This is a genomic window from Gordonibacter massiliensis (ex Traore et al. 2017), assembly GCF_019731765.1.
Lineage (GTDB): Bacteria > Actinomycetota > Coriobacteriia > Coriobacteriales > Eggerthellaceae > Gordonibacter > Gordonibacter massiliensis.
Map to the genome: position 1 here is coordinate 50,089 of NZ_JAASIO010000008.1, position 25,637 is coordinate 75,725.

25 protein-coding genes are annotated in these 25,637 nt (G+C 67.9%); 4 read left to right on the top strand and 21 right to left on the bottom strand.

Annotated features, from left to right (window positions below; translation table 11 throughout):
• Positions 1-42: 42 nt before the first annotated feature.
• The 5 genes from rsgA to HCH03_RS09810 form a co-directional block, all read right to left on the bottom strand.
• Positions 43-1,116 carry a ribosome small subunit-dependent GTPase A gene (rsgA, locus tag HCH03_RS09790; protein WP_246599934.1) on the bottom strand — a complete coding sequence of 358 codons (1,074 nt, stop codon included), beginning with the start codon at positions 1,114-1,116 and terminating at the stop codon, positions 43-45.
• On the bottom strand, positions 1,113-1,529 hold the full coding sequence (locus HCH03_RS09795; RefSeq protein ID WP_221689354.1) for an RNHCP domain-containing protein: 417 nt from the start codon (positions 1,527-1,529) through the stop codon (positions 1,113-1,115). The genes rsgA and HCH03_RS09795 overlap by 4 nt, the downstream gene beginning before the upstream one ends.
• A gap of 270 nt (positions 1,530-1,799) precedes the next feature.
• A complete protein-coding gene (locus HCH03_RS09800; RefSeq protein ID WP_221689355.1) occupies positions 1,800-2,972 on the bottom strand; it encodes an iron-containing alcohol dehydrogenase in 1,173 nt (390 codons plus the stop codon).
• 20 nt (positions 2,973-2,992) lie between these two features.
• Positions 2,993-3,679 (bottom strand): flavodoxin, encoded by a 687-nt coding sequence (locus HCH03_RS09805; RefSeq protein WP_221689356.1) that lies wholly within the window; start codon positions 3,677-3,679, stop codon positions 2,993-2,995.
• Positions 3,680-3,762: 83 nt separating this feature from the next.
• Entirely contained in the window at positions 3,763-5,205 is a 1,443-nt protein-coding gene (locus HCH03_RS09810; RefSeq protein WP_221689357.1) for a DUF362 domain-containing protein, read from the bottom strand.
• 80 nt (positions 5,206-5,285) lie between these two features.
• On the opposite strand from HCH03_RS09810, the gene HCH03_RS09815 reads away from it, so the two are divergent.
• Together HCH03_RS09815 and HCH03_RS09820 are read left to right on the top strand one after the other, a co-directional pair.
• Positions 5,286-5,900 carry a Type 1 glutamine amidotransferase-like domain-containing protein gene (locus HCH03_RS09815; RefSeq protein ID WP_221689358.1) on the top strand — a complete coding sequence of 205 codons (615 nt, stop codon included), beginning with the start codon at positions 5,286-5,288 and terminating at the stop codon, positions 5,898-5,900.
• 400 nt (positions 5,901-6,300) lie between these two features.
• Complete coding sequence (locus HCH03_RS09820) at positions 6,301-7,182, top strand: LysR family transcriptional regulator (RefSeq protein WP_221689359.1); 882 nt, start codon at positions 6,301-6,303, stop codon at positions 7,180-7,182.
• A gap of 144 nt (positions 7,183-7,326) precedes the next feature.
• Here the strand turns inward: HCH03_RS09820 and HCH03_RS09825 are convergent, their stop codons facing one another.
• The 11 genes from HCH03_RS09825 to HCH03_RS09875 form a co-directional block, all read right to left on the bottom strand.
• Complete coding sequence (locus HCH03_RS09825) at positions 7,327-8,304, bottom strand: aromatic ring-hydroxylating oxygenase subunit alpha (protein WP_221689360.1); 978 nt, start codon at positions 8,302-8,304, stop codon at positions 7,327-7,329.
• Positions 8,305-8,663: 359 nt separating this feature from the next.
• Positions 8,664-9,041: a peptide chain release factor family protein gene (locus HCH03_RS09830; protein WP_221689361.1), complete on the bottom strand. Its 378-nt coding sequence runs from the start codon at positions 9,039-9,041 to the stop codon at positions 8,664-8,666.
• 201 nt (positions 9,042-9,242) lie between these two features.
• Positions 9,243-10,916 (bottom strand): AMP-binding protein, encoded by a 1,674-nt coding sequence (locus tag HCH03_RS09835; protein ID WP_221689362.1) that lies wholly within the window; start codon positions 10,914-10,916, stop codon positions 9,243-9,245.
• Positions 10,917-10,928: 12 nt separating this feature from the next.
• Positions 10,929-11,480, bottom strand: coding sequence for a helix-turn-helix domain-containing protein (locus HCH03_RS09840; protein ID WP_080143203.1), 552 nt, complete (start codon positions 11,478-11,480; stop codon positions 10,929-10,931).
• Positions 11,481-11,630: 150 nt separating this feature from the next.
• The gene (locus tag HCH03_RS09845; protein ID WP_080143204.1) at positions 11,631-12,167 is read right to left on the bottom strand and encodes a 2-oxoacid:acceptor oxidoreductase family protein; all 537 of its coding nucleotides are present in this window, start codon (positions 12,165-12,167) and stop codon (positions 11,631-11,633) included.
• Complete coding sequence (locus HCH03_RS09850; protein ID WP_080143205.1) at positions 12,164-13,012, bottom strand: thiamine pyrophosphate-dependent enzyme; 849 nt, start codon at positions 13,010-13,012, stop codon at positions 12,164-12,166. Before HCH03_RS09850 ends, HCH03_RS09845 begins: the two co-directional genes overlap by 4 nt.
• A 3-nt stretch (positions 13,013-13,015) precedes the next feature.
• Positions 13,016-14,089, bottom strand: coding sequence for a 3-methyl-2-oxobutanoate dehydrogenase subunit VorB (locus HCH03_RS09855; RefSeq protein ID WP_221689363.1), 1,074 nt, complete (start codon positions 14,087-14,089; stop codon positions 13,016-13,018).
• A 6-nt stretch (positions 14,090-14,095) separates the two neighbouring features.
• Positions 14,096-14,302: a 4Fe-4S binding protein gene (locus tag HCH03_RS09860; protein ID WP_080143207.1), complete on the bottom strand. Its 207-nt coding sequence runs from the start codon at positions 14,300-14,302 to the stop codon at positions 14,096-14,098.
• 71 nt (positions 14,303-14,373) lie between these two features.
• Entirely contained in the window at positions 14,374-15,312 is a 939-nt protein-coding gene (locus HCH03_RS09865; RefSeq protein ID WP_246599935.1) for a ParA family protein, read from the bottom strand.
• On the bottom strand, positions 15,312-17,090 hold the full coding sequence (locus HCH03_RS09870) for an AMP-binding protein (RefSeq protein ID WP_221689364.1): 1,779 nt from the start codon (positions 17,088-17,090) through the stop codon (positions 15,312-15,314). The genes HCH03_RS09865 and HCH03_RS09870 overlap by 1 nt, the downstream gene beginning before the upstream one ends.
• Before the next feature lie 136 nt (positions 17,091-17,226).
• Positions 17,227-17,811 carry a helix-turn-helix domain-containing protein gene (locus tag HCH03_RS09875; RefSeq protein ID WP_221689365.1) on the bottom strand — a complete coding sequence of 195 codons (585 nt, stop codon included), beginning with the start codon at positions 17,809-17,811 and terminating at the stop codon, positions 17,227-17,229.
• A 377-nt stretch (positions 17,812-18,188) separates the two neighbouring features.
• Between HCH03_RS09875 and HCH03_RS09880 the strand changes: the two genes are divergently transcribed.
• A complete protein-coding gene (locus HCH03_RS09880; RefSeq protein WP_221689366.1) occupies positions 18,189-18,584 on the top strand; it encodes a hypothetical protein in 396 nt (131 codons plus the stop codon).
• Positions 18,585-18,596: 12 nt separating this feature from the next.
• A complete protein-coding gene (locus HCH03_RS09885; RefSeq protein WP_281421122.1) occupies positions 18,597-19,802 on the top strand; it encodes a putative bifunctional diguanylate cyclase/phosphodiesterase in 1,206 nt (401 codons plus the stop codon).
• On the opposite strand, the gene HCH03_RS09890 is transcribed toward HCH03_RS09885, so the two are convergent.
• From HCH03_RS09890 to def, 5 genes are all read right to left on the bottom strand, one after another.
• A complete protein-coding gene (locus HCH03_RS09890; protein WP_221689368.1) occupies positions 19,773-21,224 on the bottom strand; it encodes a GntR family transcriptional regulator in 1,452 nt (483 codons plus the stop codon). The two genes, HCH03_RS09885 and HCH03_RS09890, sit on opposite strands and share 30 nt — an antisense overlap.
• Positions 21,225-21,342: 118 nt before the next feature.
• Positions 21,343-22,314: a class II fructose-bisphosphatase gene (gene glpX / locus HCH03_RS09895; protein ID WP_185905110.1), complete on the bottom strand. Its 972-nt coding sequence runs from the start codon at positions 22,312-22,314 to the stop codon at positions 21,343-21,345.
• A gap of 96 nt (positions 22,315-22,410) precedes the next feature.
• Entirely contained in the window at positions 22,411-23,925 is a 1,515-nt protein-coding gene (locus HCH03_RS09900) for an RsmB/NOP family class I SAM-dependent RNA methyltransferase (RefSeq protein WP_246599936.1), read from the bottom strand.
• Entirely contained in the window at positions 23,918-24,874 is a 957-nt protein-coding gene (fmt, locus tag HCH03_RS09905; protein WP_221689369.1) for a methionyl-tRNA formyltransferase, read from the bottom strand. The genes HCH03_RS09900 and fmt overlap by 8 nt, the downstream gene beginning before the upstream one ends.
• Positions 24,875-24,876: 2 nt before the next feature.
• Positions 24,877-25,422 (bottom strand): peptide deformylase, encoded by a 546-nt coding sequence (gene def / locus HCH03_RS09910; protein WP_221689370.1) that lies wholly within the window; start codon positions 25,420-25,422, stop codon positions 24,877-24,879.
• Positions 25,423-25,637 lie beyond the last annotated feature (215 nt).

Sequence of the window (25,637 nt, forward strand, 5' to 3'; positions counted from 1 at the left end):
CCTTGCCCGAACTCGGATGGGTCGGCAGCGCGCCAAGGCGCATCAGCGCTTCTTGGGCAGGCGCTTCACGGCCTTCGAGATCTCCTTGTACGTGCGCTCCTTCCTGGCCAGGTAGCCCGCCTTGTCCTCGGCGAACGCGGCTTCGGCCTTCAGCTTGCGATAGGCCTGCCAGCGCCGCTCGGAAAGCTCGCCGTCCGCGACGGCCTCGTAAACCGCGCATCCCGACTCGGAGGTGTGGGTGCAGTTCGAGAACCGGCACATGGCGAACAGGCGCTCCACGTCGGCGAAGCCCCGCTCGAGACCCTCGGCCGCATCGCCGATGCCCAGCTCGCGCATGCCGGGCGTGTCCATCACAAGGCCGCCGCCCGGCAGCAGCACGAGCTGGCGACGCGTGGTGGCATGGCGCCCGCGACCGTCGGCGCGCACGTCGCGCGTCTCCAAGATGTCCTCGCCCAGCAACCGGTTGACCAGCGTCGACTTGCCGACGCCCGACGAACCCAGAAGCGCGACAGTCTTCCCGGGACGCAGGTAGGGGCGCACGGCCTCGCAGCCGTCCTCCGCCACCGATGACACGGCCAGCACGTCGACGCCGAGGGCCACCGACTGCACGGCGCGCAACCGTCGCTCCAGGTTGTCGCACGCATCGGCCTTCGTCAGCACCGCGACGGGAACCGCCCCGCTCTCCCATGCGAGCGTCAGGTAGCGCTCGAGCCGCCGCAGACTGAAGTCGCCCGCAAGCGACATGCACAAAAAGGCGGTGTCGATATTCGCCGCCACAACCTGCTGCTCGAGCGCCGCGCCGGCCGCTTTGCGCACGAAGGCGCTTGCGCGCGGAAGCACCTGGCCGATAACCGCGCGGCCGCCCGCGTCGTCCGCGCGGTCCATGAGGACGAAATCGCCCACCGCCGGGAAGTCGGCGGCCGAGCGCGCGACGTGGCGCAGCCTGCCCGCCGCTTCGGCGAAGAGCTCGCCACCCTCGCTGACGACCCGGTACAGCTCGTGCGCCTGGAACAGGACGCGCCCCACGACGGGCTCCTCGGTGCCGGACGCCACGCGCGCCTGCTGCATAAACGCATCGGTCACGCCGTACGCGCGCAGGTCGACGGGCGCCATCATGCCTCGCCCCCTTCGCCCGCCTGTGCGTCGTGAACGCCTACCGTCAGGCCTTCGAGGGGGAACGGCGGCTCGGCCAGCGGTTTCACGGCGATGGACATGAGCTTGACGGGATTGTCGTCGGCCGCGATGCGGTTCGAGCTCAAATGCCCGCAGCGTTTGCAGCGGTGCACGATGGCCCACTCCCCGCCCTTGCGCACCCACACGCTGATGGGCTCCATGACGCTTTCGCACACGGACGCCCGGTCGCCGGGCCGTTCGTCGACGTGCAGGCTGTGCAGGCACTGGGGGCAGTGGTTGCGATGGCGGCTTCCCGCCTCGTCGGGCGTGACGAGACAGCCGCACTGTTTGCAGGCGAAGCTGTCCATGCAGGCATGGGCCTGATAGAAGGCGTTGCCTCTTTTGATTTTTTCCACGGTGGTTCTCCCAAAACGTTGATGGTCATTGCCTTGTTTGGGAGGTTCCGGCGGAGACTAGAGCTCGCAAACCTCCCGGTTTACGGCAATCTCCGTGCGTGCGTGTAACAGAAGTCATGCTCCTTAAATAGTAATGACGCCGTCGTTTATACCACAGGAAGGCGGAGGACCGCAAGGGTGAGTGTTGCGCGCCTCGACTGCGCCGTAGAGGTAAACGACTGCGTCCACGGCTCTTCGGGCAAACAGAGCCGTGGACGCGCCGAACCGTCTCTACCGACACATCTTGAAGATGTTCACCACGTCGTCAACGCTCAGGCTGCGCAGGCCGGGGATCTCGCCGTCTGCGCAGGCATGCTTTGCCATATCCTCGAAGTGCGCGTCGTCGATGCCGAAATGGGAGAGCGTGCTCTCCAGACCCAGCGTGTTGAATGCGAAGCCGCTCAAGCGCTCGATGGCTTTGCGAGCGCCCTCTTCGGGGGCGAGCCCCTCCTCCACTCCGAACACCGCAGTGCCCAGACGGTAGATGGCGGGCGCGGTCTGCTCGTTCAGGATGTACTCAAGCCAACGCGGGGCGAGAATGGCCAAGCCGTGGCCGTGCGTGATGTCGTAGTACGCGGACAGCTCGTGCTCCATGGCGTGGCAGGCGCAGGCGTGCACCGTGCCCGCGTCGAGGATCGTGTTGAGCGCCAGCGACGACGCCCACATCAGGTTCGCGCGCGCCTCGTAGTTCTCGGGCTCGGCCAGCGCCACCGGGGCCCATTTCACCACCGCGCGCATGACGGCCTCCTGCATCTCCATGACCACGTCGAAGGTCGCCTCGCCGGCGAGGTAGTAGTTGTCCAGCACGTGGTTGAAGATGTCGAACGCGCCGCAGGCCGTCTGGTACGGCGGCAGCGTGTAGCTGAGCTCGGGGTTCTCGAAGGCGGCGCGAGGGATCAGCGCGCTGCCGCCCAGGCCGATCTTCTCGTTGGTCTCCCAGTTGGTGATGACGCCCCAGGCGTCCATTTCGGAGCCGGTGGCGGCGTTGGTGAGCACGGCCACCACGGGCAGGGCGTCGGTCACCCACACGCCGCCCGCCACCAGGGGCCACACGTCGCCGTCCTCGGTCTTAGCCGCCGCGGCCACGCCCTTCGCGCAGTCGATGGCCGACCCGCCGCCCACGGCGAGCACCACGTCGATCCCGTTCTCCTTGCAGAGGGCGGCGCCCCTGTTGGCGGTGGTGTGGCGCGGGTTGGGCTCAACGCCGGCGAGTTCGAACATCTGCATGCCGGCGCCCTCCAAAAGGCCGCGCATCTCGTCGTACAGGCCGCTTCTCTTGATGGAGCCGCCCCCGTACACCATCAGCACCTTCGTCCCGAAGGCCGCGAGCTCTTCGGGGAGACGCCTCAGCTGGTCCTTGCCGAAGTACACCTTGTCGGGGTTGTGGAAGATGAAGTCGTTCATGTCTTTCCTTTCTCGTTCGGTTAACGACGCAGTTTTTCAACCCACGGCCGCACCTTGTCGAGCGCGCCGGGAAGGCTGCCGCGCGTGAGCACGAGGCCCTCCAAGAGGCTTGCATCAGGGTATAGCGCGCGGATGTCGGCGAGGGCGCCCTCGATGCCGCTGCCGCCGCTCGTGCAGAACGGCGCGACCGCCTTGCCCGCCAGGTCGTGCTGTAGAAGGAACGCGCGCATCACGTGCGGCAGCCCGCCCCACCAGATGGGGTATCCCAGATACACCGTGTCGTAGGCGTCCCAATCCGGCACGCCCGCCTTGATGGGCGGCAGGTAGCCCTCGTCCTTCTCGCGCTGCACCTGAGCCGTCATGGTTTCGTAGTCATCGGGATAGACGTCGCTCGTTTCGATGCGGAAGAGATCGGCACCGGTGGTCTCCGCAATGCGCTCGGCGACCGTGAGCGTGGTGCCCGAGTACGAGAACGCCGCCACGAGCGAGCGAGCGCCGCCCGCACCGGGTTCGGATGCCGCCTCGGGCGCCTCGATCGGACCCTCCGCGCCGTCCGATTCCGGCGCGTCGGGCGACCTGCGTGCCTCGGGCACAGCCGACTCCCCCGCTGCGGCGCATCCGGCGAGCATTCCGCCGGCGAGGACCGCCATGCCGAACCCGACCGACCCCATGACGAAGGTACGCCGATCCAACTCGTTTCGCCTCATGTTCGTTTCTCCTCTCGCTTCCGTTCCTTGAGTCTACGACTTGGAGCTGACTCCAAGTCAAATGGAGATCGTGTGCAGCGCGCTCAGCGCAGGATGCGGACGAGCTCGATGCCCTCCGCCTCGCCGCGATCGCGGCCGTACAGGCGCTCGACCGCGTTGTTCCAATGCTCGTGCACGCCGAGGCTTTCCGCCGAGTTGCCCGCGCCGTCGCGGTACGCGGAGCCCGACGGGGGCGCGGGGGCGAGCGCGGCCTCGTGCAGGTAGTTCTCCACGCCCAGGTTGCCGTCGAGCGCGGCGTTGCGGCTCGTGACGGCCGGCTGGTTGATGAGGAAGTCCGCACCTACCGAGTCGATGGCCACCGGATCTTGCGATAGGAAGATGCTGGCGGTGAAGCCGTCGTCGAAGGGCGCGCCCTTCCACAGCGCCGCTTCGCGCGTGACCAAGGCGCCTTCGGACGTTGCCACCACCAAGCCGTCGAGCATCCACAGCACGGACTTGCCGCCCAGCAGGTGGTTGGCGATGAGGTCGACGAGCACGGTGTAACTGCCCATGGTTTGACCGGACACGTAGCGATGGATGCCGGCCGCCTCGGGCGGGCGCAGGCGGCTCGAGTTCACGAGCGAGCCGAAGTGGTTCTTCCCGCAGAGCGTGAGCCCGTAGCTGTGCCCCTTGAGGCTTGCGAGGTTGATCAGGTAGTCCGCCTCCGACATGCACGCCGGCACGACGTTCGCGGCGCCGGCCACGTCCGCCGACCACGCGACGGGCGCGCCCTCGTCGCCCGCGGCGTCGTTCGGGCCGCCCTCGTCGTTGTAGCGGAACCGCACGCCGGCGAGCGCGCCCTCCGAGCACAGCTCCATCATATGCGCGGGGAAGATGCGGCACACGTCGTACACCGTGACGTCGCCGGACGCGACGCCCGCATCCTCCACGAGCGACAGCAGCAGCGCCCGCAACAGCACCGGCGTCGTATAGCTCATGGCGCTGTCCTCGTCGGATCCGAACGTGCCCGCGCCGTTCATGTTCGCCTTGACGGCGATCTTCTGGCCCGCACGGTAGCCGCCCTCGCGTCCGTGCGTGGCGTTGTGCGCCTCGAACAGCTTGCGCCATCCGGCCGCCGCCTCGTCCGTGCCCGCCGCGGCGGCGACGCCGTCGGCCACCATGCGCCGCACCGCGTCCTCGTCATAGTGCTCGCGTTGCCACCAAAAGCCCGATCCGTCCCACGTCACCGCTGCCGCGTCGCGCACCCACGCCACGCGCCCCGGCATGGCGCCCACCCCGCGCCCCAAGGGCTCGTGCGGCGGAAACGCCGAATCGTAGGGATGATGCGCGGTGCTCGGATCCTCGGGCCCGTGCGCCGACGCGTCGGAGGCGCCCGGTTGTTCGGGTAGCGGCTCGGGCTGTTCCTCACCGCCCGCGCATCCGCCCATGGCCCCCGCCAGCGTCGCCGCGCCGAGCGCGGCCGCGCCCATGACGAACGTGCGACGGTCTATGCTCGCCGCTATGCGCGTGCCCTTCTTCTCGTTCATTGCGACCTCCTTCGTCGTCGTTTCTCTGATACCATACCCATGGGAGAGCACTTCAAGTCAAGCGGGAAAGGACGGCTCGCATGAAGAGATTGCTGCTCGTATCGATGTTCCAAAACGCCACGGGCCTCTTGAAGGAGATCGAGCCCGACCTCAAAGGCAAATCCGTCGCGTACATCCCCACCGCGAGCCGCGTCGAGCGCCTAGGGTTCTTGGCCCGCATGACCCGCTGGGTGCTCCACGGCATGGGCCTGCGCGTGAACGCGATCGACGTGTCAACCGCGTCCCGTGAAACCGCTCGGCGCGCGCTGGCCGACTGCGACCTGGTCTTCGTCGCGGGCGGCAACACCTTCTACTTGCTGCAAGAGCTCAGGAAATCGGGAGCCGACGCGCTGCTCGCCGAAGCGGTGCGCGCCGGGAAGCTCTACGTCGGGGAGTCGGCCGGAGCCATCGTCGCGGCTCCCGACATCGCGTACTCGCGCGCGATGGACCATCCCGGCCAAGCGCCCGATCTGCACGACTTCACCGGCCTCGGCCTCGTGGACTTCTACCCGGTGCCCCACGAGCGCAACCCTGAATTGGGTCCCAGCGCCGACCAGATCATGCGCGAGTACGGCGGCACCCTCGACGTGCGCCCCTTCGACGACAAGCAGGCCATCTACGTGGAGGACGGCGTCGCACGCATCCTGAGCGCGTGAGCGACCTGCCCCAAATTACATACGCCCCCTTTCTCGGTGTCTGAAGTTTCCCTCTAGACCAGATAGTAAAACACCCGCCGCAATATGAAAAATGCCTATAATGAAATGTTATGTATGTATGTTTTGCATAACTTAGAAGTAGCACGCGTCGAACACGTCGCACATGGATGGTTGCCCGTAGGGGCGGCCTGCTGGCCGCACGAGCGCAGCAACGTCCGAAGAAGGTGGACCATATGGCAAGTACACGGTGCGCTCGCCGCATGGCTTCGATCAGTTGCGGCCGTCCGCGCCGGACGGGCAGCGGCACGTCCCTACGAAGAACGTATCGACAGCACGTTCGGCACGATCCGGTCGACGAGAGACACTCTCACGCCAAAGGCAGCCGCGGAAAGGAAACAACATGGAATTGAGAACGCTCGAGTACTTCCTGGCCGTCGCACGCGAGGGCAACATCTCGAACGCGGCGAAAACCCTGCACGTGACCCAACCGACGCTCTCGCGCCAACTGTCGTCGCTCGAGAAGGAGTTCGGACGCGAGCTGTACACGCGGGGCCCTAAAGGCATCGAGCTGACCGACCAAGGGGCCATCCTGCACCACTATGCCGAGTCCATCGTGGAAATGGCGCGGAAGGCCGAGAGCGACATGATGCCGCCCGAGCGCTCCATTGGCGGCACCGTGCATATCGCGGCAGGCGAGTCGCAGGCGATGGCCCTCATCGCCCAGGCCATGGACGAGACGCGGCAGAGCTACCCCGCCGTCGACTTCGCCATCCACAGCGGCACCACCGCGGAGTTGAAGGACGGGCTGGTGCGAGGGTTCTACGACGTGATGCTGGAGTGCGAGATGCGCGACCACGCCAAGATGAACACCATGCCGCTGCCGATCACCGACACGTGGGGCGCGATCGCGCTGCGCGACAGCGCCGTGGGCCGGCTCGAGGGAGTAACCCCTTCCGACCTGGAGGGGCAAAGCATCGCCGCCTCACGCCAGGCGCTCGCGGGAACCCTGCGCGATTGGGCGGGCGACGCGCTCGACCGGATGCGCGTCGTCGCCACGTTCAACCTGCCTTTAAACGGCCGCTACCTCGTGCGCCAGGGCATGTGCTGCATGCTCACCTACGAGGGCCTCTTCGACACGAGCGAGGACAGCGACCTCGTCTTCGTCCCCTTCGCCCCGCGCTTCGAGGCGCACCAAGGGCTCGTCTGGCGCTCGACGATGCCCAACCGGCAAACGCAGGCGTTCCTCGACGCCATGGAGCGGGTGTGCGAAGAACGCGGATGATCGGGCGCTTTCCCCCTGCCTGCCGAATTCCGCCGCAGACGGTCGATGGAAGGCGTAGCGGCTCCTTCCCGCTCGTCCGGTCGATCGGGCCGGTCTTCGACGCCCCTCGGCTTCGCCGCCTCCCGGCGGCGGGGCATCGCCGTCCTAGCGTCCCTCGGCGGCGCGCTTGAGCTCGTCGCGACGGGAACGGAACTCGATGACGGGGCGGTCGCCGCGCAGCAGGTTCTCGCCCATCTGCAGCTCGGTCTTCTTCGGTCGCTGCGTGAGCACGACGCGGCGGTCCTGGTGCAGGATCACGCCGTTCGCCACGTTGCCGAGGGCGCACACGAGGCCGCGCAGGACGGGCACGCGCACTATGCGCTGGTAGAGGCGCAGGTATATCTTCACGTGCTCGTCGTCGATAGGCGCGAACGCCGCGAAGACGCGCAGGTCGTCGGAAATGCGGTTCTGCCAGAGGTTCGGCACGCGGTACTGCAGGCTGTTCAGCTGCTCCCAATCCTCGATCTCGCCGGCCGCCTGCGGCGTCTGGCCGCGGTCGGGCTCGTTCTTCACGTAGAACGTGAGCGTGTCGGCGTCCCATTTGGTCACGGGTCCGTTCACGACCGTCTTATGGCCCCGCCCGATGGTGTTCGGATGCACGAACGGCAGGTGGATCACGTCGAGCTGGTTCTCGATGGCGCGCGAGTAGTGCACGTCCCACACCTCCGAGCGCTCGGCGTACGGGAAGCCGTGGCGAAGCTCCTGGAACATGGGCAGGTCGTCGGGAGCGTCGGCGGGCTTGCCGTAGAACACCCAGATGAAGCCGAACGCGTCCACCGCGAGCCACGGCCGCACGCGGAAGTTCTCGGGCACCTCGGCCCCAAGGCCGTTCGCCGGGATGGCCACGACGCGCCCGTCGGCCGCGTAGCGCAGGCCGTGGAAGGGGCATTGCACGTGATCGCCCTCCACGCGGCCCGCCGCGAGGTCCGCGCCGCGATGGCAGCACGTGCCGTCCAAGCAGGCCACGTTGCCTTCCGCATCGCGCCACAGCACGAGCCGCCGCCCGAAGCGCACGACGCCCACGGGACGGCCGGACTTCACTTCGGAGGATGCCATGACGGCGTACCACTGGTCGGGGATCATGAGGGCCTCGCTTCCTCGCGCGGCGCCGGAACCGCACGTTGCTTGTCGTGACACCCATTGTCACGCCCGCTCAGCGTCCCGCGCAACCAACGGCTCCCCTGCCGCTGCGCAACACGCCGGCAACGCGGAAACCCGCGTTGCGAGCACCGAGGGCTGAAGGCTACGTTATCGAAAGCCGTCGAAACGCACGGTTTTCGCGATCATCCCGTAGGACAAGGACTCTGCCCTTGCCGGTCAACCTGTAAACCGTTTTATATTGGGCGGCAAGGGCAGAGTCCTTGCCCTACAAAGGGATTCGACGGAACGTTCGATACCTCACCGACGCCCTTTCGCCGCGTCTGGAAGATCGCGCCGTCCGCTCAGTCGCCTTCCACGCGACGGCGCTTGGCCTTCGTCTCGGCGCGTCGGCGCTTGTCGGCCAGACGCGCCTCCTTGGCCCGACGGGGAACCTTCGTGGCATGGCGCACCTTCGGCGGGCGCGCCTTGGCCTCGAACAGGCGACGCAGTTTCTGCAGGCAGAGCTGGCGGTTGCGGAACTGGCTGCGCGACTCGCGCGACGTGACCGTGAGGCCACTCGGCAGATGCGTCATGCGTACGGCGGAGTCGGTGGTGTTCACGCACTGCCCGCCCGGCCCGCTCGCGCGGAACACCTGCACGTCGCATTCGCGCGCGATGTCCTCGAGCGGCAGCTGCGCCCAACGGGAGAAGTCGCGGTATGTAGGCTGATCGGAATCCATGGCAGGTATCATACCATTGCGGCAGGAGATACTTCGACTTCGTCCTTCGGCCTGCTCTGTCGCTCGCCCGCCGCGAACGGTTGTGGCAGGAAAAGAAACGCGGCGGGCGCATCGTGCGCTCGCCGCGTCGTCGATCTGCCTTTGGCACTTCGCGCCGGGCGGCCAGCTGGCCGCCCCTACGGTAACCGGCGAGGTTCTCCGTCAGTCCTCGATGCCGTCGTTGTTGCGGATGAGCTTGCGCTTGATCTTTCCGCCGATGGTCTTGGGCAGTTCGTCCACGAACTCCACGATGCGCGGGTACTTGTAGGGCGCCGTCGTGTGCTTCACGTGGTTCTGCAGCTCCTTGACCAACTCGTCGGAGGGTTCCCAGCCCTTCGCCAACACGACGGTGGCCTTCACCACCTTGCCGCGGATGGGGTCGGGCGCGGCCGTGACGGCGCACTCCACCACGGCGGGGTGCTCCACGAGCGCGCTCTCCACCTCGAAGGGCCCAATGCGGTAGCCCGAGCACTTGATGACGTCGTCGTTGCGGCCCACGAAGAAGCAGTAGCCGTCGGAGTCGCGCCACGCCATGTCGTGCAGGTTGTAGTACTCCCCGCCAACAGCCTCGCGCGTGCGCTCCTCGTCGCGGTAGTAGCCCGTGAACAGGCCCGGCGGGTACGCCTCCTTGAGGCCCGTGACGCAGATCGCGCCCTCCTCGCCGTCGGGCACCTCGTTGCCGTCGTCATCCAGCAGCTTGATGTTCAAAAGCGGCGACGGTTTGCCCATGGAACCGGGGCGCGGCTCCACCCACGGGAACGTCGCCAGCAGCACGGGACCCTCGGTCTGGCCGAAGCCCTCGCGGATGTTCTTGCCCGTCAAACGCTTCCACGCGATGGTCACCTCGGCGTTCAGCGGCTCGCCGGCCGTGGCGAAGTTGTGCACGCTCGACAGGTCGTAGGACGCCACGTCCTCCTGCAGCATGAAGCGGTACATCGTCGGCGGAGCGCAGAACGTGGTCAGCTTGTAGTCCTGGATCTTCTGCAGCAGCTTCGTGGGAACGAACTTGTCCATGTCGTAGGCGAAGATGGTGGCGCCGGCGATCCACTGGCCGTAGATCTTGCCCCAGCCGAATTTCGCCCAGCCGCTGTCGGTCACGCTCATGTGCAGCGTGTTCTCCTGTACCTGCTGCCAGTACTTCGCCGTGATGATGTGCCCCAGCGGGTGCGCGAAGTTGTGGCACACGGCCTTCGCCATGCCCGTGGTGCCGGACGTGAAGTAGATGAGCATGGTGTCCTTGCTCGTGACGCCGGCTTCGCCCGTCGGGCGCTCGAACGTCTCGGACTCGCCCGCGATGAGCTCGTCGAACGGGGTCCAGCCGTCGCGCTCGCCCGCCACGATCACGCGGTTGGCGATGGAGGGCGAATCGGGCAGCGCCTCCTCGGTCTGCGTGCACACGTAGTCGTCGTTCACGCACACCATCATCTTCACCTGCGCGCTGTTGGCGCGGTACGCGATGTCCTTCTTCGTGAGCTGCAGCGACGCGGGAATGATGGTGGCGCCCAGCTTGCACAGCGCGACGGCGCACACCCAGTACTCCCAACGGCGGCGCAGGATCATCATGACCACGTCGCCCTTGCCGATGCCGAGCTTCGCGAACGCGTTGGCCGCCTGGTTCGACAGGCGCGACAGATCGGTGAACGTGAACGTGCGCTCGCCGTCATGGTCGTCGCACCACACGAGCGCCCGCTTCTCGGGCTCCACGCGCGCCCACTCGTCCACCACGTCGAACCCGAAGTTGAACGCCTCGGGCACGTCGATTTGGAAGTTCTCGAAGAAGTCCTCGTAGGAGTCGAACTCGATGCGGGGACAGTATTGTTTCAAAATGTGGTTCACGGGCTGTGCTTCCTACTCTGCGATGATCGTCACGAATTTTGCAGGGACATCTCCCCCGCAGCGTTGGCCGTGCGGATGCTCGGGGTTGAAGTAGATGCTGTCGCCCGCGCACAGCTCGAACTCCTTGTCGCCCCACGTCACCACGACGCAGCCCTCCAGCACCAGGTTGAACTCCTGGCCGGAGTGCGTCACGAGCTTCGCGGGCTCGTCGGAGGGGTCCAGCACCACCAGCAGCGGCTGCATGATCTTGCCGCTGTAGCGCCAGGCCAGGTCCTCGAAGTGGTATCCCGGGTAGCGGTCGACCTCGCGGCCCTCCCCCCAGCGCACCACCTGGTAGGTGTCGAGCTTGGCGGCCGTGCCGGTGAGTATCTCGGTGAACTCCACGCCGAACTTGTGGGCCATGTGGTAGATGGCCGAGATGGGCACGTCCTCGCCCGTCTCCTCCCAGCGCTCGTAAGTCTCGAGCGGCACCTCGAGGTCGCGCGCCATCTCCTCGCGCGTGACGTCGCACGCCTCGCGCAAGCCTTTGATGCGCAGCCCTATCTCGTGCAGTACCTCAACCATGCGCGCTCCTTTCAATCAAACTGTCATCCTGAGCGGAGCGACCGCAGAGAGCGCAGTCGAAGGATCCCGTGCGGCGATAGCAGGGAGGCTTTCGGCTGGCGCCGCGCGGGATCCTTCGACTCGCTGCGCTCGCTCAGGATGACAATGTCTTTACGCTTCCATACCCAAGGTGAGGGCCTTCTTGTTCATCTCCAGCATGGCGGCCTTGCTGGCCGGCACGCACTTCTCCATGGCCTTCCAGAGCGTGTCCTCGGCGCAGAACCTCGTCTCGGCGTACAGCTTGCCGGCCATGATGATGTTGGCGAGCTTCTTGAAGCCGGCCTCCTCGGCCATGGCCGTGGCGGGGATGGCGCACATCTTCGCGCCCGGGATGTCCGGGATGTCGGCGATGAGCGTGGAGTCGGCCACCACGACGCCGCCCTCGGCCACGGCGTCCGCGAACTTGTCGAGCGAGGGCTGGTTCATGGCGACGAGCGCGTTGGGAGCCAGCACGAGCGGGCTTCCGATGGGGTCGTCGGACAGGCACACGCTGCAGTTGGCCGTGCCGCCGCGCATCTCGGGGCCGTAGGAGGGCAGCCACGACACCTCGCGGTCCTCCAACAGGCCGGCGTAGGCGATGAGCTTGCCGGCGAACAGAACGCCTTGGCCGCCGAAGCCGGCGAGCACGATGTTCAGGGAGCGGCTCATCGCGCACCTCCTTCCGCCTGCGCGGCAGGGTTCGCGATCGGGCAGTCGGCCGCGCGCGCCGCGGCGGCCTCCGACGCGTTCGCGAAGCCCTCGGCGCGCACGTCCTTGTACACGCCCAGCGGGTAGTACGGCAGCATGTTCTCGCGCATCCACTCGAAGGAATCCTGCGGCGTCATGCCCCAGTTCGTGGGGCACGTGGCCACCACCTCCACGAGCGAGTAGCCCGCGCCGTCGATCTGGGTCTGGAACGCCTTCTTGATGGCCTTCTTCGCCTTGCGCACGTTCTTCGGGCAGTCGGCCGTCACGCGCTCCAGGTACGCCACGCCGTCGAGCGAGCTCAAGAGCTCGCACACGCGGATGGGGAACCCGGCGGCGTCCGTGTCGCGGCCGTAGGGGCTCGTCTGCGTCACCTGGTTCGGCAGGCTCGTGGGGGCCATCTGGCCTCCCGTCATGCCGTAGATGGCGTTGTTGATGAAGATGACGGTGATGTTCTCGCCGCGCGTGGCCGCATGGATGGTCTCGGCCATGCCGATGGAGGCCAAGTCTCCGTCGCCCTGGTAGGCGAACACCACGCCCTCCGGATGCACGCGCTTCACGGCCGTGGCGACCGCCGGTGCGCGCCCGTGGGCGGCCTCGATCATGTCGCAGCCGAAGAAGTCGTAGGCCATGACGGAGCAGCCCACGGGAGCCACGCCCACGGCGTCGCCCTCCACGTCCAGCTCGTCCAGGCACTCGGCCACCAGGCGGTTGATGATGCCGTGCGTGCAGCCCGGGCAGTAGTTCGTCACGACGGGCAGCAGGGCGTGCGGGCGCTCGAACACGACTTTCGTTTCCTTTTCAGCCATGGGTTACTCCCCTCCCTTCTCGACGCGGGCGTTCAGGTCCTCGATGCGGGCCAGCACCTCCACGGGCGTCGGGATGACGCCGCCGGTGCGGCCGAAGAACTCCACGGGGTGGCGTCCGGCCACCACGAGGCGCACGTCGTCCACCATCTGCCCCATGTTCATCTCCACGTCCAAGAACGCCTTGGCGGTGGGCACGACGGCCTCGATGGCGTTCGTCGGGAACGGCCAGAGCGTGATGGGGCGCACGAGACCGGCCTTGACGCCCTTCGCACGCGCCTCGACCACGGCGCTGCGCGCCACGCGGGCGCTCGCTCCGAAGGCCACGACCACGATATCGGCGTCTTCCGTGAGGAACGTCTCGGCGCGCTGCTCGTCGCGCTCGATCTGCGCGTAGCGCTCGTAGCGCTCGACGTTCAGGTTCTCCAGCTCGTCGGCCGTGAGGTACAGCGAGTTCACCACGTTGTGCGGCCGTGCGTGCTTGTGGCCGGTGGTGGCCCACGGCTTCTCGATCTGCTCGTCGCGGGGCTCGGGCATGACCACGGGCTCCATCATCTGGCCGAGCATGCCGTCGGCCAGGATCATGACGGGCGTGCGGTACTTGTCGGCCACGTCGAAGGCCGTGAACGCGTAGTCGGCCATCTCCTGCACCGTGGAGGGCGCGTACACCACCACGCGGAAGTCGCCGTGTCCGAGCGCGCGCGTGGCCTGCCAGTAGTCGGCCTGCGAGGGCTGGATGCCGCCCAGGCCCGGGCCGCCGCGCTGCACGTTGATGATGACGCCCGGCAGGTCGGCGCCGGCCATGTAGGAGATGCCCTCGCCCTTGAGCGAGATGCCCGGCGACGAGGACGACGTCATGACGCGCGCGCCGGCCGCCGAGGCGCCGTACACCATGTTGATGGCCGCGATCTCGCTTTCGGCCTGCAGGAACGTTCCGCCCACCTTGGGCATGCGCTTCGACATGTAGGCCGCGAGCTCCGTCTGCGGCGTGATGGGATACCCGAAGAAGAAGCGGCAACCGGCGCGCATCGCGGCTTCGGCGAGCGCCTCGTTGCCCTTCATGAGCACTTTCTCTGCCATGTTCCCCTACCTCTCTACCGTGATCGCAACGTCGGGGCACATCGTCGCGCAGGACGCGCAACCCGTGCACGCATCCATATCGGTGCAGTACGCCGGGTGGTAGCCCTTCGCGGTGATCTTGTCGTTGTCGAGCTCCATGATGTGCTCGGGGCACGCGTCGACGCACAGGCCGCACCCTTTGCAGAAGCGGTCGTCTACGCTGATTCTCGCCATGATCCGCCTTCCTCGTCTCGTCCGTATGCTCGCGCCGGCGGCGGTTGCCGTCCGCGCGCTGCTCTCTCGTCTTATTGCCAGGGAGTTCTTACATATACTTGCACAGGATAGAGCGCTTGGCTCCCCCCATTCGGCGCAAGGTGGGTGTTTTTCCGGTCGGCGACCTGCCCCGCCCGCCCGGTCGGCACCGTGGTGAAGGCGAGCGGCAGGCCCACGAGCCGCGCCACCTCTTCCGCGAACGGGATGCCTCGCGCGACGACGTCCTCGTCGGTGTCGCCCTGCAGGTGCGTGTTGTTCGCCACGGCCGTTGCGACCAGGTGCGACTTCGCCTCGATCTCGCGCAGCACCTCCACCGCCTCGGCGGGGTCCTGCGTGAGGTTGCGGCTGCGGTTCACCACGTAGAGCATCTCGTAGGGGCCCGCCGCCACGGTCTTCGCGAAGCGTCCGAGCGCCGTGGCGCCCACGTCGTCGCCCCCGGCGTCGATGACGAGCAGGCGCCCCTCTTTCGCGCGCGCCTGCTCGATGGCCGGCAGGATGGTGCCCGACAGGCTCGGCCCGTCCAGGTTCGTGCCGGCGAACACGGGCGCGATCACCCGCACGCCCGCCTCGTCGAGCAGCCCCGCGTAGTCGCTCGAACGGAAGAACGGGTTCACCACGTCCAGGTCGACGATCGTCACCTCGAGGCCGCGCGCCGCGGCGTCGAGCGCCAGGTTGAGCGCGAGGTTCGTCTTGCCCACCCCGTAGTGCCCGCACACCACGAGGACGGGCGCGCTTGTCATCCTGAGCGGAGCGACCGAAGGGAGCGGAGTCGAAGGATCCCGCGCGGTGCCAACCGAAGGATTCCCTGCTACCTCCGCACGGGATCCTTCGACTCCGCGCTGCGCGCTCCGCTCAGGATGACAGAGGGAAGCGTCCGCTTGCTCGGGATGACAGAGGGAAGCGTCCGCTTGCTCGGGATGACAGAGGGGTCGCTCCGACGCATCCTCGGGATGACAAGATTCGCCTTCCATCACACCAGGCCTTCCGGGGCGGCCTGCTCGTCCACCTCGCGGATGGCGGCGCGGCGGATCTTGCCGTTCACGGTCTTGGGCAGGGCGTCCACGTACTCCACGATGCGCGGGTACTTGTAGGGCGCCGTGCGCTTCTTCACCCACGTCTGCAGCTCCTTGGTGAGCAGGTCGCTCCCTGCGAAGCCGGACGCCAGCACCACGGTGGCCTTCACGGCCTTGCCGCGCACCGGGTCGGGCACGCCCGTGACGGCGCACTCCTGCACGGCCTCGTGCTCCAGAAGCACGCTCTCGATCTCGAAGGGGCCGATGCGGTAGCCGCTCGACTTGATGACGTCGTCGTTGCGGCCCACGTACCAGAAGTAGCCGTCCTCGTCGCACCAGGCGGTGTCGCCGGTGTGGTACCAGCCGTCGTACACGGCCGCGGCCGTCTTCTCCGGGTCGCGGTAGTACTCCAGCATGATGCCGGCGGCCTTCTCGTGCACGTCGATGCACACCTCGCCCGTCTCGCCCGTGTCGCAGCGAGAGCCGTCGGCGCGCTGGATCTCCACGTTGTACAGCGGCACCGGCTTGCCCATGGAGCCGGGGCGCGGCGTGGACCCGGTGAGGTTCGCGATGGTGAGCGGCGTCTCGGTCTGGCCGAAGCCCTCGTAGATGACAAGCCCCGTGTGCTCCTTCCAGAAGTCGAACAGATCGGGGTTCAGGGCCTCGCCCGCCGTGGTGGAGTACGCAAGCGTGGACAGGTCGTAGGAGTCCAGGTCCTCGGCCATCATCATGCGGTACATAGTGGGCGGACAGCAGAGCGTCGTGATGCCGTACTTCCCGATGAGCGACAGGATCTCGGAGGGATGGAAGCGGTCGAAGTCGTACGTGAACACGCACGCCTCCATGAGCCACTGGCCGTAGTACTTGCCCCACACGGCCTTGCCCCAACCGGTGTCGGCGATGGTGAAGTGCAGGCCGTCAGGCTGCACGTTGTGCCAGTGCTTGGCCGTGACCAGGTGCGCGATGGCGTACTCGGAGTCGTGCAGCACCATCTTGGGGTTGCCGGACGTGCCGGAGGAGAAGTACATGAGCATGGGGTCGCCCGCGGCCGTCTCGCGGCGCGCGAAGTCCTCGCTCGCGGCGCGCACGCCCGTGTTGAAGTCGAGCCAGCCCGCGCGCTCGGCGGGGGCGGAGCAGACGCCGTCCGGGCCCGAGAGGGCCGCGCCCAGCGGCAGGCCGTCGTCGGGGAACACGAGGTTGCCGTCGGCGTCCTCGGGCGTGAGGCCGCCTCCCGCGCCGTTCACCAGCATCTTCACCTGCACGGTGGGGCACGCCTCGGCCACGTTGTCCATCACGTCGGCGATGTCGCCGAGCGACGTGGCGATGATCGCCTTGATGGAGGCCCCGTTCAGGCGGTACTCCAGGTCGTGCTCCTTGAGCATGAACGTGGCGGGCACCATGACGGCGCCGAGCTTCGCGAGCGCCGTGGCCACGAACCAGAACTGGTAGTGGCGGCGCAGGATGACCATCACGTAGTCGCCCTGCCCGATGCCAGCGTCGGCCAGGTAGTTCGCCGTCTTGTCCGACCACCTCTTCATGTCGGCGAACGTGAAGACGTGCTCCTCGCCCTCGGGGTTGCACCACACCATGGCGCGGCGGTCGGGATCGTTCTCGGCGATGTCGTCTACCACGTCGTAGCCGAAGTTGAAGCCTGCGGGGCAGTTGACGGAGAAATCGGCGAGGAGGCCGTCCTCGTCGTAGCGTTCGGTGACGAAGCGGAGGTTGATGTTTCTCATGGTTTCTCTTCCTTGAAGGCGATGCGGCGGGCCGTCCGCCGCGAGACGGATACGATCATCAGGTGCTTCGGCGCTGAACCGCGCGCCCGTCGCGTCCCCGTCGCTGCGCGGCGGGGCGGCGGGCGCAGGGCAGCGCCTAGATAATCGTCTCCCCGTGGGGCTTCATGACGACGGCCAGGAACACGCACGGCTCGCCGCCTGTGGCGATCATGCCATGGCCGCGGCCCGAGTCGTACATGAGCAGGTCGCCGGCCTCCAGCTCCTCCACGTGGTCCTCGTAGGCGAAGCGCATCTTGCCGGAGATGATGTAGTCGAGCTCCTGGCCCACATGGTAGGACAGGTGGATGGGCGCGTCCTGCTCCTCCGGGAGGTACGGGGCGGTGACCAGGAACGGCTCGGCCAGCTTGTTCTTGAAGTGGGGCGCCTTGTGCAGGTACTCGAAGCCCGCGCGCCGCTTGATGGACAGGCCGTCGGCCGCGCGCGTGAGCGAGTAGCCCGACAGGTGCGGGTTCTCGCCGGTCAGAAGCTCGATGACGTCCACGCCCAAACGCTCGGCGCACTTGTACAGGAACGTGAACGACAGGTCCTGCTTGCCCGACTCCTGGGCGGCGTACTCGGCGACGGAGCGGCCGGTCGCGTCGGCCATCTCCTGCATGGTGATGTCGAGGTCTTCGCGCAGCGCCCGAATGCGCCCCGCCACCTCTTCGATGTTCGGCTCCATAGAAGTCGCAAGACCTCCTTCTGCTGTGACGCGGCATCGCCGCCAAAACGATGCCTGGCCGATGAAAAGTCTTCATATTGTATAGCACTTTAGTCGGTTGCAGTGCGAGAAGGGTGAAATCTCCGCAGGCGGCGGCGACGCTCCCAGGAAAACGGGCGCCCTCCCTGCCGATGCGCACCGCCACACACGGCAGTCCGACCCCGCGCACCGGAGAGGGGCTTCGAATCGCGCGATCGGCGAACACCCCGATCAAAGTACGAAACACAACGCTCGGATATTGCAGCCGACTTCCCTTTCTGCTACTTTAGTGCAATAATTACATTGTGTACGTTACCAATAAGCTAGTGATCGCGAGAAAGCGAATGAAGAACGAGAGCATGCTCGACGGCTCGTTGCGAGGCGGGAGTCGCCGCAGAGAGACGGCCTTCGGGGCAAGGGATCGGACGGGACGGCGGGCTCTGCTCGCGGCCGCCGTCCTGCTCGTCGCGCTCGTCTCGGCCCTGCTCGCGTTCAACGCCGTCCAGCTCCAGAAGGCCGCGAACCTGGCGACCGAACGACACGAAAGCGACGTTTCCGCCCAGATAGCGGCCATCATCGGCGTCGCGATGCTCGCCTTCGCGGCGATCCTGCTCGTCATGCTCGCCCTGGAGCGAAGCCATCGCCGAAGCATAGAGGAGATCGCCTTCGTCGACCCCCTGACCGGAGGCATGTCCGCGTCTCGGTTCCGCATCGTCTGCGAAGAGCTCCTCGGCCGTGCGGGCGCGGAGGAGTAGAGCATCGTCGCCCTGAACGTGCGCGACTTCCGCCTGATCAACGAGAGCTTCGGAAACGAACGGGGCAACGACGTGCTGCGCCATATCCTGCGCGTGATCGACGGGCGCCTGGGCGTGGGCGAGGCGGTCGCGCGGGGCGAGGCCGATCACTTCTACCTGCTGCTGAGGGAGGGCGATCCCGCGTCCATCGAAGACCGCGTCGAGCGCATCGCGGAGGATGCGAACGCGTTCAACGCGAACCGGGAGCATCCGTACTACCTGGTTTTGAATTGCGGCGTCTACCTTGTCGAGGACGAAGGGCTGGACGTCGCCGCCATGATCGACCGCGCGAACGACGCGCGCAAGGGCCTCCCTGCCCGCTCGGACGCGCTGTGCCGTTTTTACGACGCCGCGGTCGTGGAGCGCCTCCAGCGCGAGAAAGAGCTGGCGAACCTGCTAGACGGGTCGATAAAAAACCGCGACTTCATCGTCACCCTGCAGCCCAAGGTGCGCCTTTCCGACGGCAAGCTGGCCGGAGCGGAAGCCCTCGTGCGCTGGCACCACCCCCAGAAGGGCGTCATCAGTCCCGCCGAGTTCGTGCCCGTATTCGAGAAGACGGGCACCATCGTGAAGATCGACCTGCTGATGTTCGAGCAGTCGTGCGAGTTTTTGGCGCGCTGGATCGCGGCGGGGCGCGAACCCGTCCCCGTGTCGGTCAACCTCTCGCGCAGGCATTTCGAGGATCCCGGGTTCCTGGCGCCGTTCGTCCGCATAGCCGACGAGCACGGCGTGCCGCACGGCCTCGTCGAGATGGAGATGACCGAGTCCATATTCTTCGACGACGAGGCCATCGGCAACGTGAAGAAGGCGGTCGACGCCATGCACGACCACGGCTTCACCTGCTCGCTCGACGACTTCGGGTCGGGCTACTCGTCGCTCGGCCTTCTCAAGGAGTTCGACGTCGACGCGCTCAAGCTCGACCGTTCCTTCTTCCTGGACGATTCGAGCCGCGCCCGCGACGTGGTGGAGTCCATCGTGGGCCTTGCGAACAAGCTGGGCCTGACGACCGTGGCCGAAGGCATCGAGGACGGCGAACGGCTGCGCTTCCTGCGCGCCGTCGGGTGCGACCTCGTGCAAGGCTACGTGTTCTCGAAGCCCCTGCCCTGCGACGAGTTCGAACGCTGGGCGGACGCGCGCGGCGCCGCGGCGCTACGGAACGACGACCCGCTTCAGCCCTGACGCGCCGGCCCGCTCGAAAAAGGCCGGGACGGCCTCGAGCAGAACCCGGTAATAGGAGCCCATGGCGCGCGCGAGCCCCTGCGCGTCGCCCGCGCGCACGCAGGCGAGCCCCTCGAGGCCCAGGGAGCGCTGCTCGCGCGTGGAGGCGCCCGTCGGGCCGAAGAACGCGAAGAAGCGGCCCCAGAGCATGAGCTGGCCCAGCTCGTTCATCACCACCTGGAAGGACGGGAAGGGCAGGTTGTCCACGAGCGCCCGCATGAGCGCGGTGGGCACGGCCCATTCATCCTCGTCGCAGGCGAGAAGCCCCTCGACGTCGCGGGCGACGGCTTCCATGCGTCCCTCCACCGTGCCCACCGCGGCGGGAACGATGACGCACAGCATCTGCAGCGCGTCGACGAACGCCTCGATGTCGCGCCTGAAGGAGCCGTCGGCGAGCGCGCGGCGATCGAAGGAGATGTCGGAGAGGCTGACGCGCGTGCCGCACCCGTTCACCGTGCGCGCCACGCCGATCATGTTGAGGATGCCCATCGTCTTCTGCACGGTCGAGGGCGACACGCCGTAGGCATCGGCCAACTCGGCGATGGACGGCAGGTCGTCGCCGTCGGCGAACTCGCCGTTGTAAATGCGCAGCACCAGGTCGCGGGCGACTTGCGCGAAGACGCGCTCCCGTCCCGCCCGGGCGCTCCACTTGAAGGCCGGCTCGCTCGACCGCACGCCCGGATAGGCCTCGGCCAGCTCGTCGAGGTACGCCTCCACGTACGTCGCCGTGTCCCGGTACATCCGCCCGAACCTCCGCTGCACCTCGCGGTCGTCGCCGAGAGAAAGCGATTCGACCGCCCAGGCGAACGTGCCGTCCATGTCCTCCATCGCACGCGCGTAGGGAGCCGAGAACCCGGGGAACGTCGGCACCGTGCAGGCGCGCTCGATGCTTGCGTAGCATTCGGAAAGCAGCGGGTTGCCCGTCTTCCCCAGCAGGCGGTGCAGCAGGGTCGACGACCGGCGGAGCCGCCAGTCGCCCTTGTCGGGCGCGTCACCCACCTGCGCGGCGGCGCGCTCGAACGCGCGGAAATCGTCCTCGTCGCAGAAGCGGGCGGCGAAGGCGAACAGCGGCGGCATGACGAGCTCGAACGTGCGATAGCAGTCGAGGATGCCGTCCTTGCGGGCAAGGAGCGACCGTATGCCCCGCTCGTCGGCCTCGGACGCCCGATAGGTTACCACCGCCCGCTTGCGCTCTTCGGTGGCTATGTAGCCGTCGGCGCGCAGGGCCGCCAGCACGTCTCGCACCGTCCTGATGCCCACCCCGTAGCGCTTGCACAGGTCGTTCATAGAGGGAAGCACGTCGCCGTGGCGCATCGTGCCGTCGGCGATCTGGCCCGACAGGTCGCCGTACACGTACCCGAACAACGTCGTTTTCTCTTCCATGGGCTTCTTTCTTCTCGAACGAGTCAGCCTCCCTCGGCGGCGGGCGCCCCTCGGGTTGTCCGAAGACGCTCTTCGCCCGCTCGCGCGGGTCCTCGGGGCACGGCGGTTTCTTGCGGGGCTAGCCGAACCGGACGCTGCCGTTCTCGCCGCAGCGGCACGTCTTGACGAAGCGGACCGTTCGTTCGGCGGCGTTCATGACGAGGCTCTCGGTGGTCACGCACCCGTGGGCCTTCGACACGCCGGACACCATCTCGCCGTCGGTCACGCCGCACGCGATGAAGGCCGCGTCGCCCGTGCGCACGAGCATGTCCATGGTGAGCACGCCGTCCAGGTCGACGTCGGCGGTCTGCTCGGCGCGGCAGCGCTTCTCCTCGCCGTCCTTGTCGAGGTCGAAACGCAGACGGCCCATGAACACGCCGCCGATGGCCTTGAGGCCGACAGCCGACAGCACGCCCTCGGGCGCGCCTCCCGCACCCAAATACAGGTCGATGCCCGTGCCGGGAACGGCCGCCGCGATGGCGCCGAACACGTCGCCGTCGCCGATGAGCCGCACGCGCGCGCCGGCGTCGCGCACGGCCTGGACGAGTCCCGCGTGGCGGTCGCGGTCGAGGATGCACACGTTCACCTCGCCCACCGGCTTGCCCAGCGCCTCGGCCACCGCGGCCACGTTCTCGGCGGGCGACTTGTCGACGTGCACGGCTCCGGCGGCGGCAGGGCCGGCGGCGATCTTCTCCAGGTAGGTGTCGGGGGCGAACAGCAGCGTGCCGCGCGGGGCCACGGCGATGGCGGTGAGAGCGTTCGGCTTGCCGCATGCGCACAGATCCGTGCCCTCCAGCGGGTCGACCGCGATGTCGACCTCCTCGCCGCCGAGGCCCACTTCCTCGCCGATGTAGAGCATGGGCGCCTCGTCGCGCTCGCCCTCGCCGATGACGATGCGGCCCGAGAAGGCGATGCTGTTGAGCGCCTCGCGCATGGCCGTGGTGGCCGCTTCGTCGGCAGCCATCTTGTCGCCCTTGCCGATCCACTCCGCCGACGCGATGGCGGCCCTTTCGGCCACGCCGAGCATTTCCAGGATGCGTGCTGGTTGCATGTCCCCGCCTTTCTGACTTCTCGCCTGCCAAACGCCGCGCGGGCGCAAGGCAGATCCGCCCGATTCTAGCATCTTCGCAATCGGATGGGCCCCGCGTCACCGCTTGCGCGCGAACCTCACGGCGAAGTGCGCGTCGGGGGTGCCGGGCGCGAGCCGCGTGGCCACGCACGCACGGCCGGCGATGGGTGCCAGCTCGAAGTCCGCGCCTTCCGGGCTCTCCAGAAAGCGCTTCACCACGGCGTTGTTCTCGACGTGCGCGACGGTGCACGTGGCGTACGCCAGCTGCCCGCGCGGGGCCACGTGCCCGGCGGCCGAGCGCAGAAGCGCCAGGCCGAGCGCGGCCAGGTCGCCCATGCGCTCCTCGGTGAGGCGCCAGCGGATCTCGGGATGACGGCGCAGCGTGCCCAGCCCCGAGCACGGCGCGTCGATGAACACGGCGTCGAAAAGCCGCGCCCCCAGCACGTCGTCGAGCCTGGTCGCGTCGCCCGTCAGGGCTTCGGCCACGTGCGCGCCGTACGTCCGCGCGCGCTCGCGCAGAAGGTCGGTCTTGAACGCGTGGTTGTCGAGCGCCACGAGCTCCATCTGGCTGCCGTAGGCGCGCAGGGCTCCGCTTTGAAGCAGGATGGTCTTCGTGCCGCGCCCGGCCCCCACCTCCAGAAACGAGGCGGGCATGTGCGCGGGAAGGACGCTTTCGGCCACGAGCTGCGAGGCGGCGTCGGACACGAGCACCTTGCCCTGCGCGAACAGGCGCTTGACGCGGCCGTCTTGCAGCACGCGCGGGTCGGGCACCCGCAAGCAGCCCGGCACGGCCGCGCCGTCGATCTCCACGGGAGCAACCGCCGATCCCGCCTGCGCGAACGTCGAGCGCACCTCTTCGAGCGTCGCCTCGATCTCGTTCACGGCCACGAACAGCGGCGCGGGCTCGTTCGAGGCGCGCATGAAGTCCGCGGCCGCCTGCGGGCCCACATCGGCGATGAGCCGCTTGGCCAGCCACAGGGGGAACGCGTGCAGGCGCGCGAGCGCGGCCACGTCGCGGGTGGGGTCGCCGAAGGGGAACGCCTCCTTCATGGCAACCACGCGGCGCAGCACGGCGTTGCCGAGCCCCGCCGCGCGGGGCTGCACGAAGCGCACGAGCTCGACGCCCTGGTCGACGGCGGCGTGGGGGCTCTTGTTCAGGAACAGGATCTCGTAGACGGCTATGCGCAGCGCGTCGCGCACGTCGTCCTGCACGTCGGCGGGGCTGTTGAGCGCGCGGTCGAGGGCTTCGTCGAGCGTGCCGACGCAGCTGGCCACGCCCAGCGCGAGGAGCGTGGCGAACGCGCGGTCCTCGGGGCTCATGTCCGACTTGTCGATGCGCGCGGCGATGAGGTCCTGGGCGTAGGCGTCGCGGCGGCGCACCTCGCGGCCGACGTCGAGCGCCGCGAGGCGGGCCGGGCTCGCCTTCGACGGGCGCTCCTTGCGGGCGGGTTCCTCGGAACCGCCGCCCTGCGCGCGAGAGGAGCCTCCCTGCGGCTTGCGGGGACGGTTGCCGCGCGAGGCGTTCCGCCCATCGGATGCGCGGCCGGCCATGCCGGGCTCGGACGGGCGCTTGCGCGCGCGATCGTCACTCATGGACGACCTCCCATGCGAGCGAGCCTTGCTTGATGCCCTGCACCCCGGCGGCGAACGCCTTGGCGTCCATGTCCTGCTTGCCGTCGGGCTTGACCGCCAAGACCTCGGCGGCGGCGTCGGAGAAGCCCAGGAACAGCCGCTTCCCGGCGAAGCGCACCTCGCCCGGGGCCATGCCGTCGGCGAGCTCGCGGGCGCGCGCGTCCTCGAGGGTCCGCAGCGCGCGCACGGTCACGGGACGCCCGGCCACGCGCGCGCGGGAAGGATGGGCGGAGCTGGAGGCGCGCACCTTGCGCACCGCCGTCGCGGCGTCGTCCTCGGGCGCGGGGTTCAGCTCGCCCTTCTCCACCTTGGAGGCGTAGGTGATCTGCGCCTCGTCCTGCTCCGTCCACTCGGCCACGCCGCTGGCCACGTGCACGAGGGCCGTGAGCAGCGCGTGCGAGCCCAGGTTCGCCAGCTCGTCGGTGAGCTCCGGCGCCGTCTTGGCGTCGACGCGGGCCGTGCGGCACACGCAGAAGGCGCCCGTGTCCAGACCCTCCTCCATGCGCATGACGCATACGCCCGTCTCCACGTCGCCAGCGAGTATCGCGCGCTCGACCGGTGCCGCGCCGCGCCAGCGGGGCAGAAGCGACGCGTGCACGTTCAGGCAACCGTAAACGGGGATGTCGAGCACGGCCTTCGGCAGGATGGCGCCGTAGGCGGCCACGCACACGACGTCGGGCTCCAGGGCCGCCAGCTCGACCTGCGCGGCCTCGTCGCGCAGCGTGCGCGGCGTGCGCACGGGCAGCCCCAGACGCTCGGCCGCGCGCTTGACCGGCGAGGGCTCGAGCGCCTTGCCGCGCCCGCGCACGGCGTCGGGACGCGTGTACACGGCAACGACCTCGTGCTGCTGGGACAAGTCTTCCAGAATGGTGGCCGCGAACTCCGGCGTGCCCATGAACACCACGCGCATGATCAGCGCACCCGCACATCGAGCGACGTCTCGCCCGGCTTCGCGCCCGCGGCGCGCGCGGCCTCGTAGTCGCGCAGCGCCTGGATGCGCGCGACGGGGTCGCAGCGCTCGAACATGGTGATGCCGTCCAGGTGGTCGAGCTCGTGCTGCAGGCAGCGGCCCAGAAGCTCGTCGCCCTCGATCTCCCACTCCTCGCCGTCCAGGTCGAAGTAGCGCACGCGCGCCCACGGCGGGCGCGCGATGGGCACCGAGATGCCGGGGCACGACAGGCACCCCTCGCCCTCCACCACCGGGTCGCCTTGCGTCTCCACCAGCACGGGGTTCACCAGCACGATGGGGTCCTGCTCGCCGGACTCGGACTGGTCGCAGTCCACCACCACGAGCCGCTTGGCCACGCCCAGCTGGGGCGCGGCGATGCCGCAGCCGTCGTTCTTGTACATGGCCTTGGCCATCTGCTTCGCCAGCTTGCGCAGGCTCTTGTCATCGAAATCGCACGGCTCGCACACCGTGTTCAATATAGGGTTGGGTGATTGCACGATGGTGATCACGTCGGCACGTCCTTTTCGTTCTATCGCAGGCGTCCCGGCGCAGGCCGGGACGCGGAAAACTCCTTATGGAGCCATTGTGCGGTTTCGATGGTTCTTTGTCCAGTAGCATGCGGCAAACATCCACAAGCCCCGAGGCAGGGAGGGCAAACGACAGCAGCAGGATGCCGAAGAGGTGTGCGCCTCCGGGAAGATGTCGAAGCTGATGCTGTCGCGCT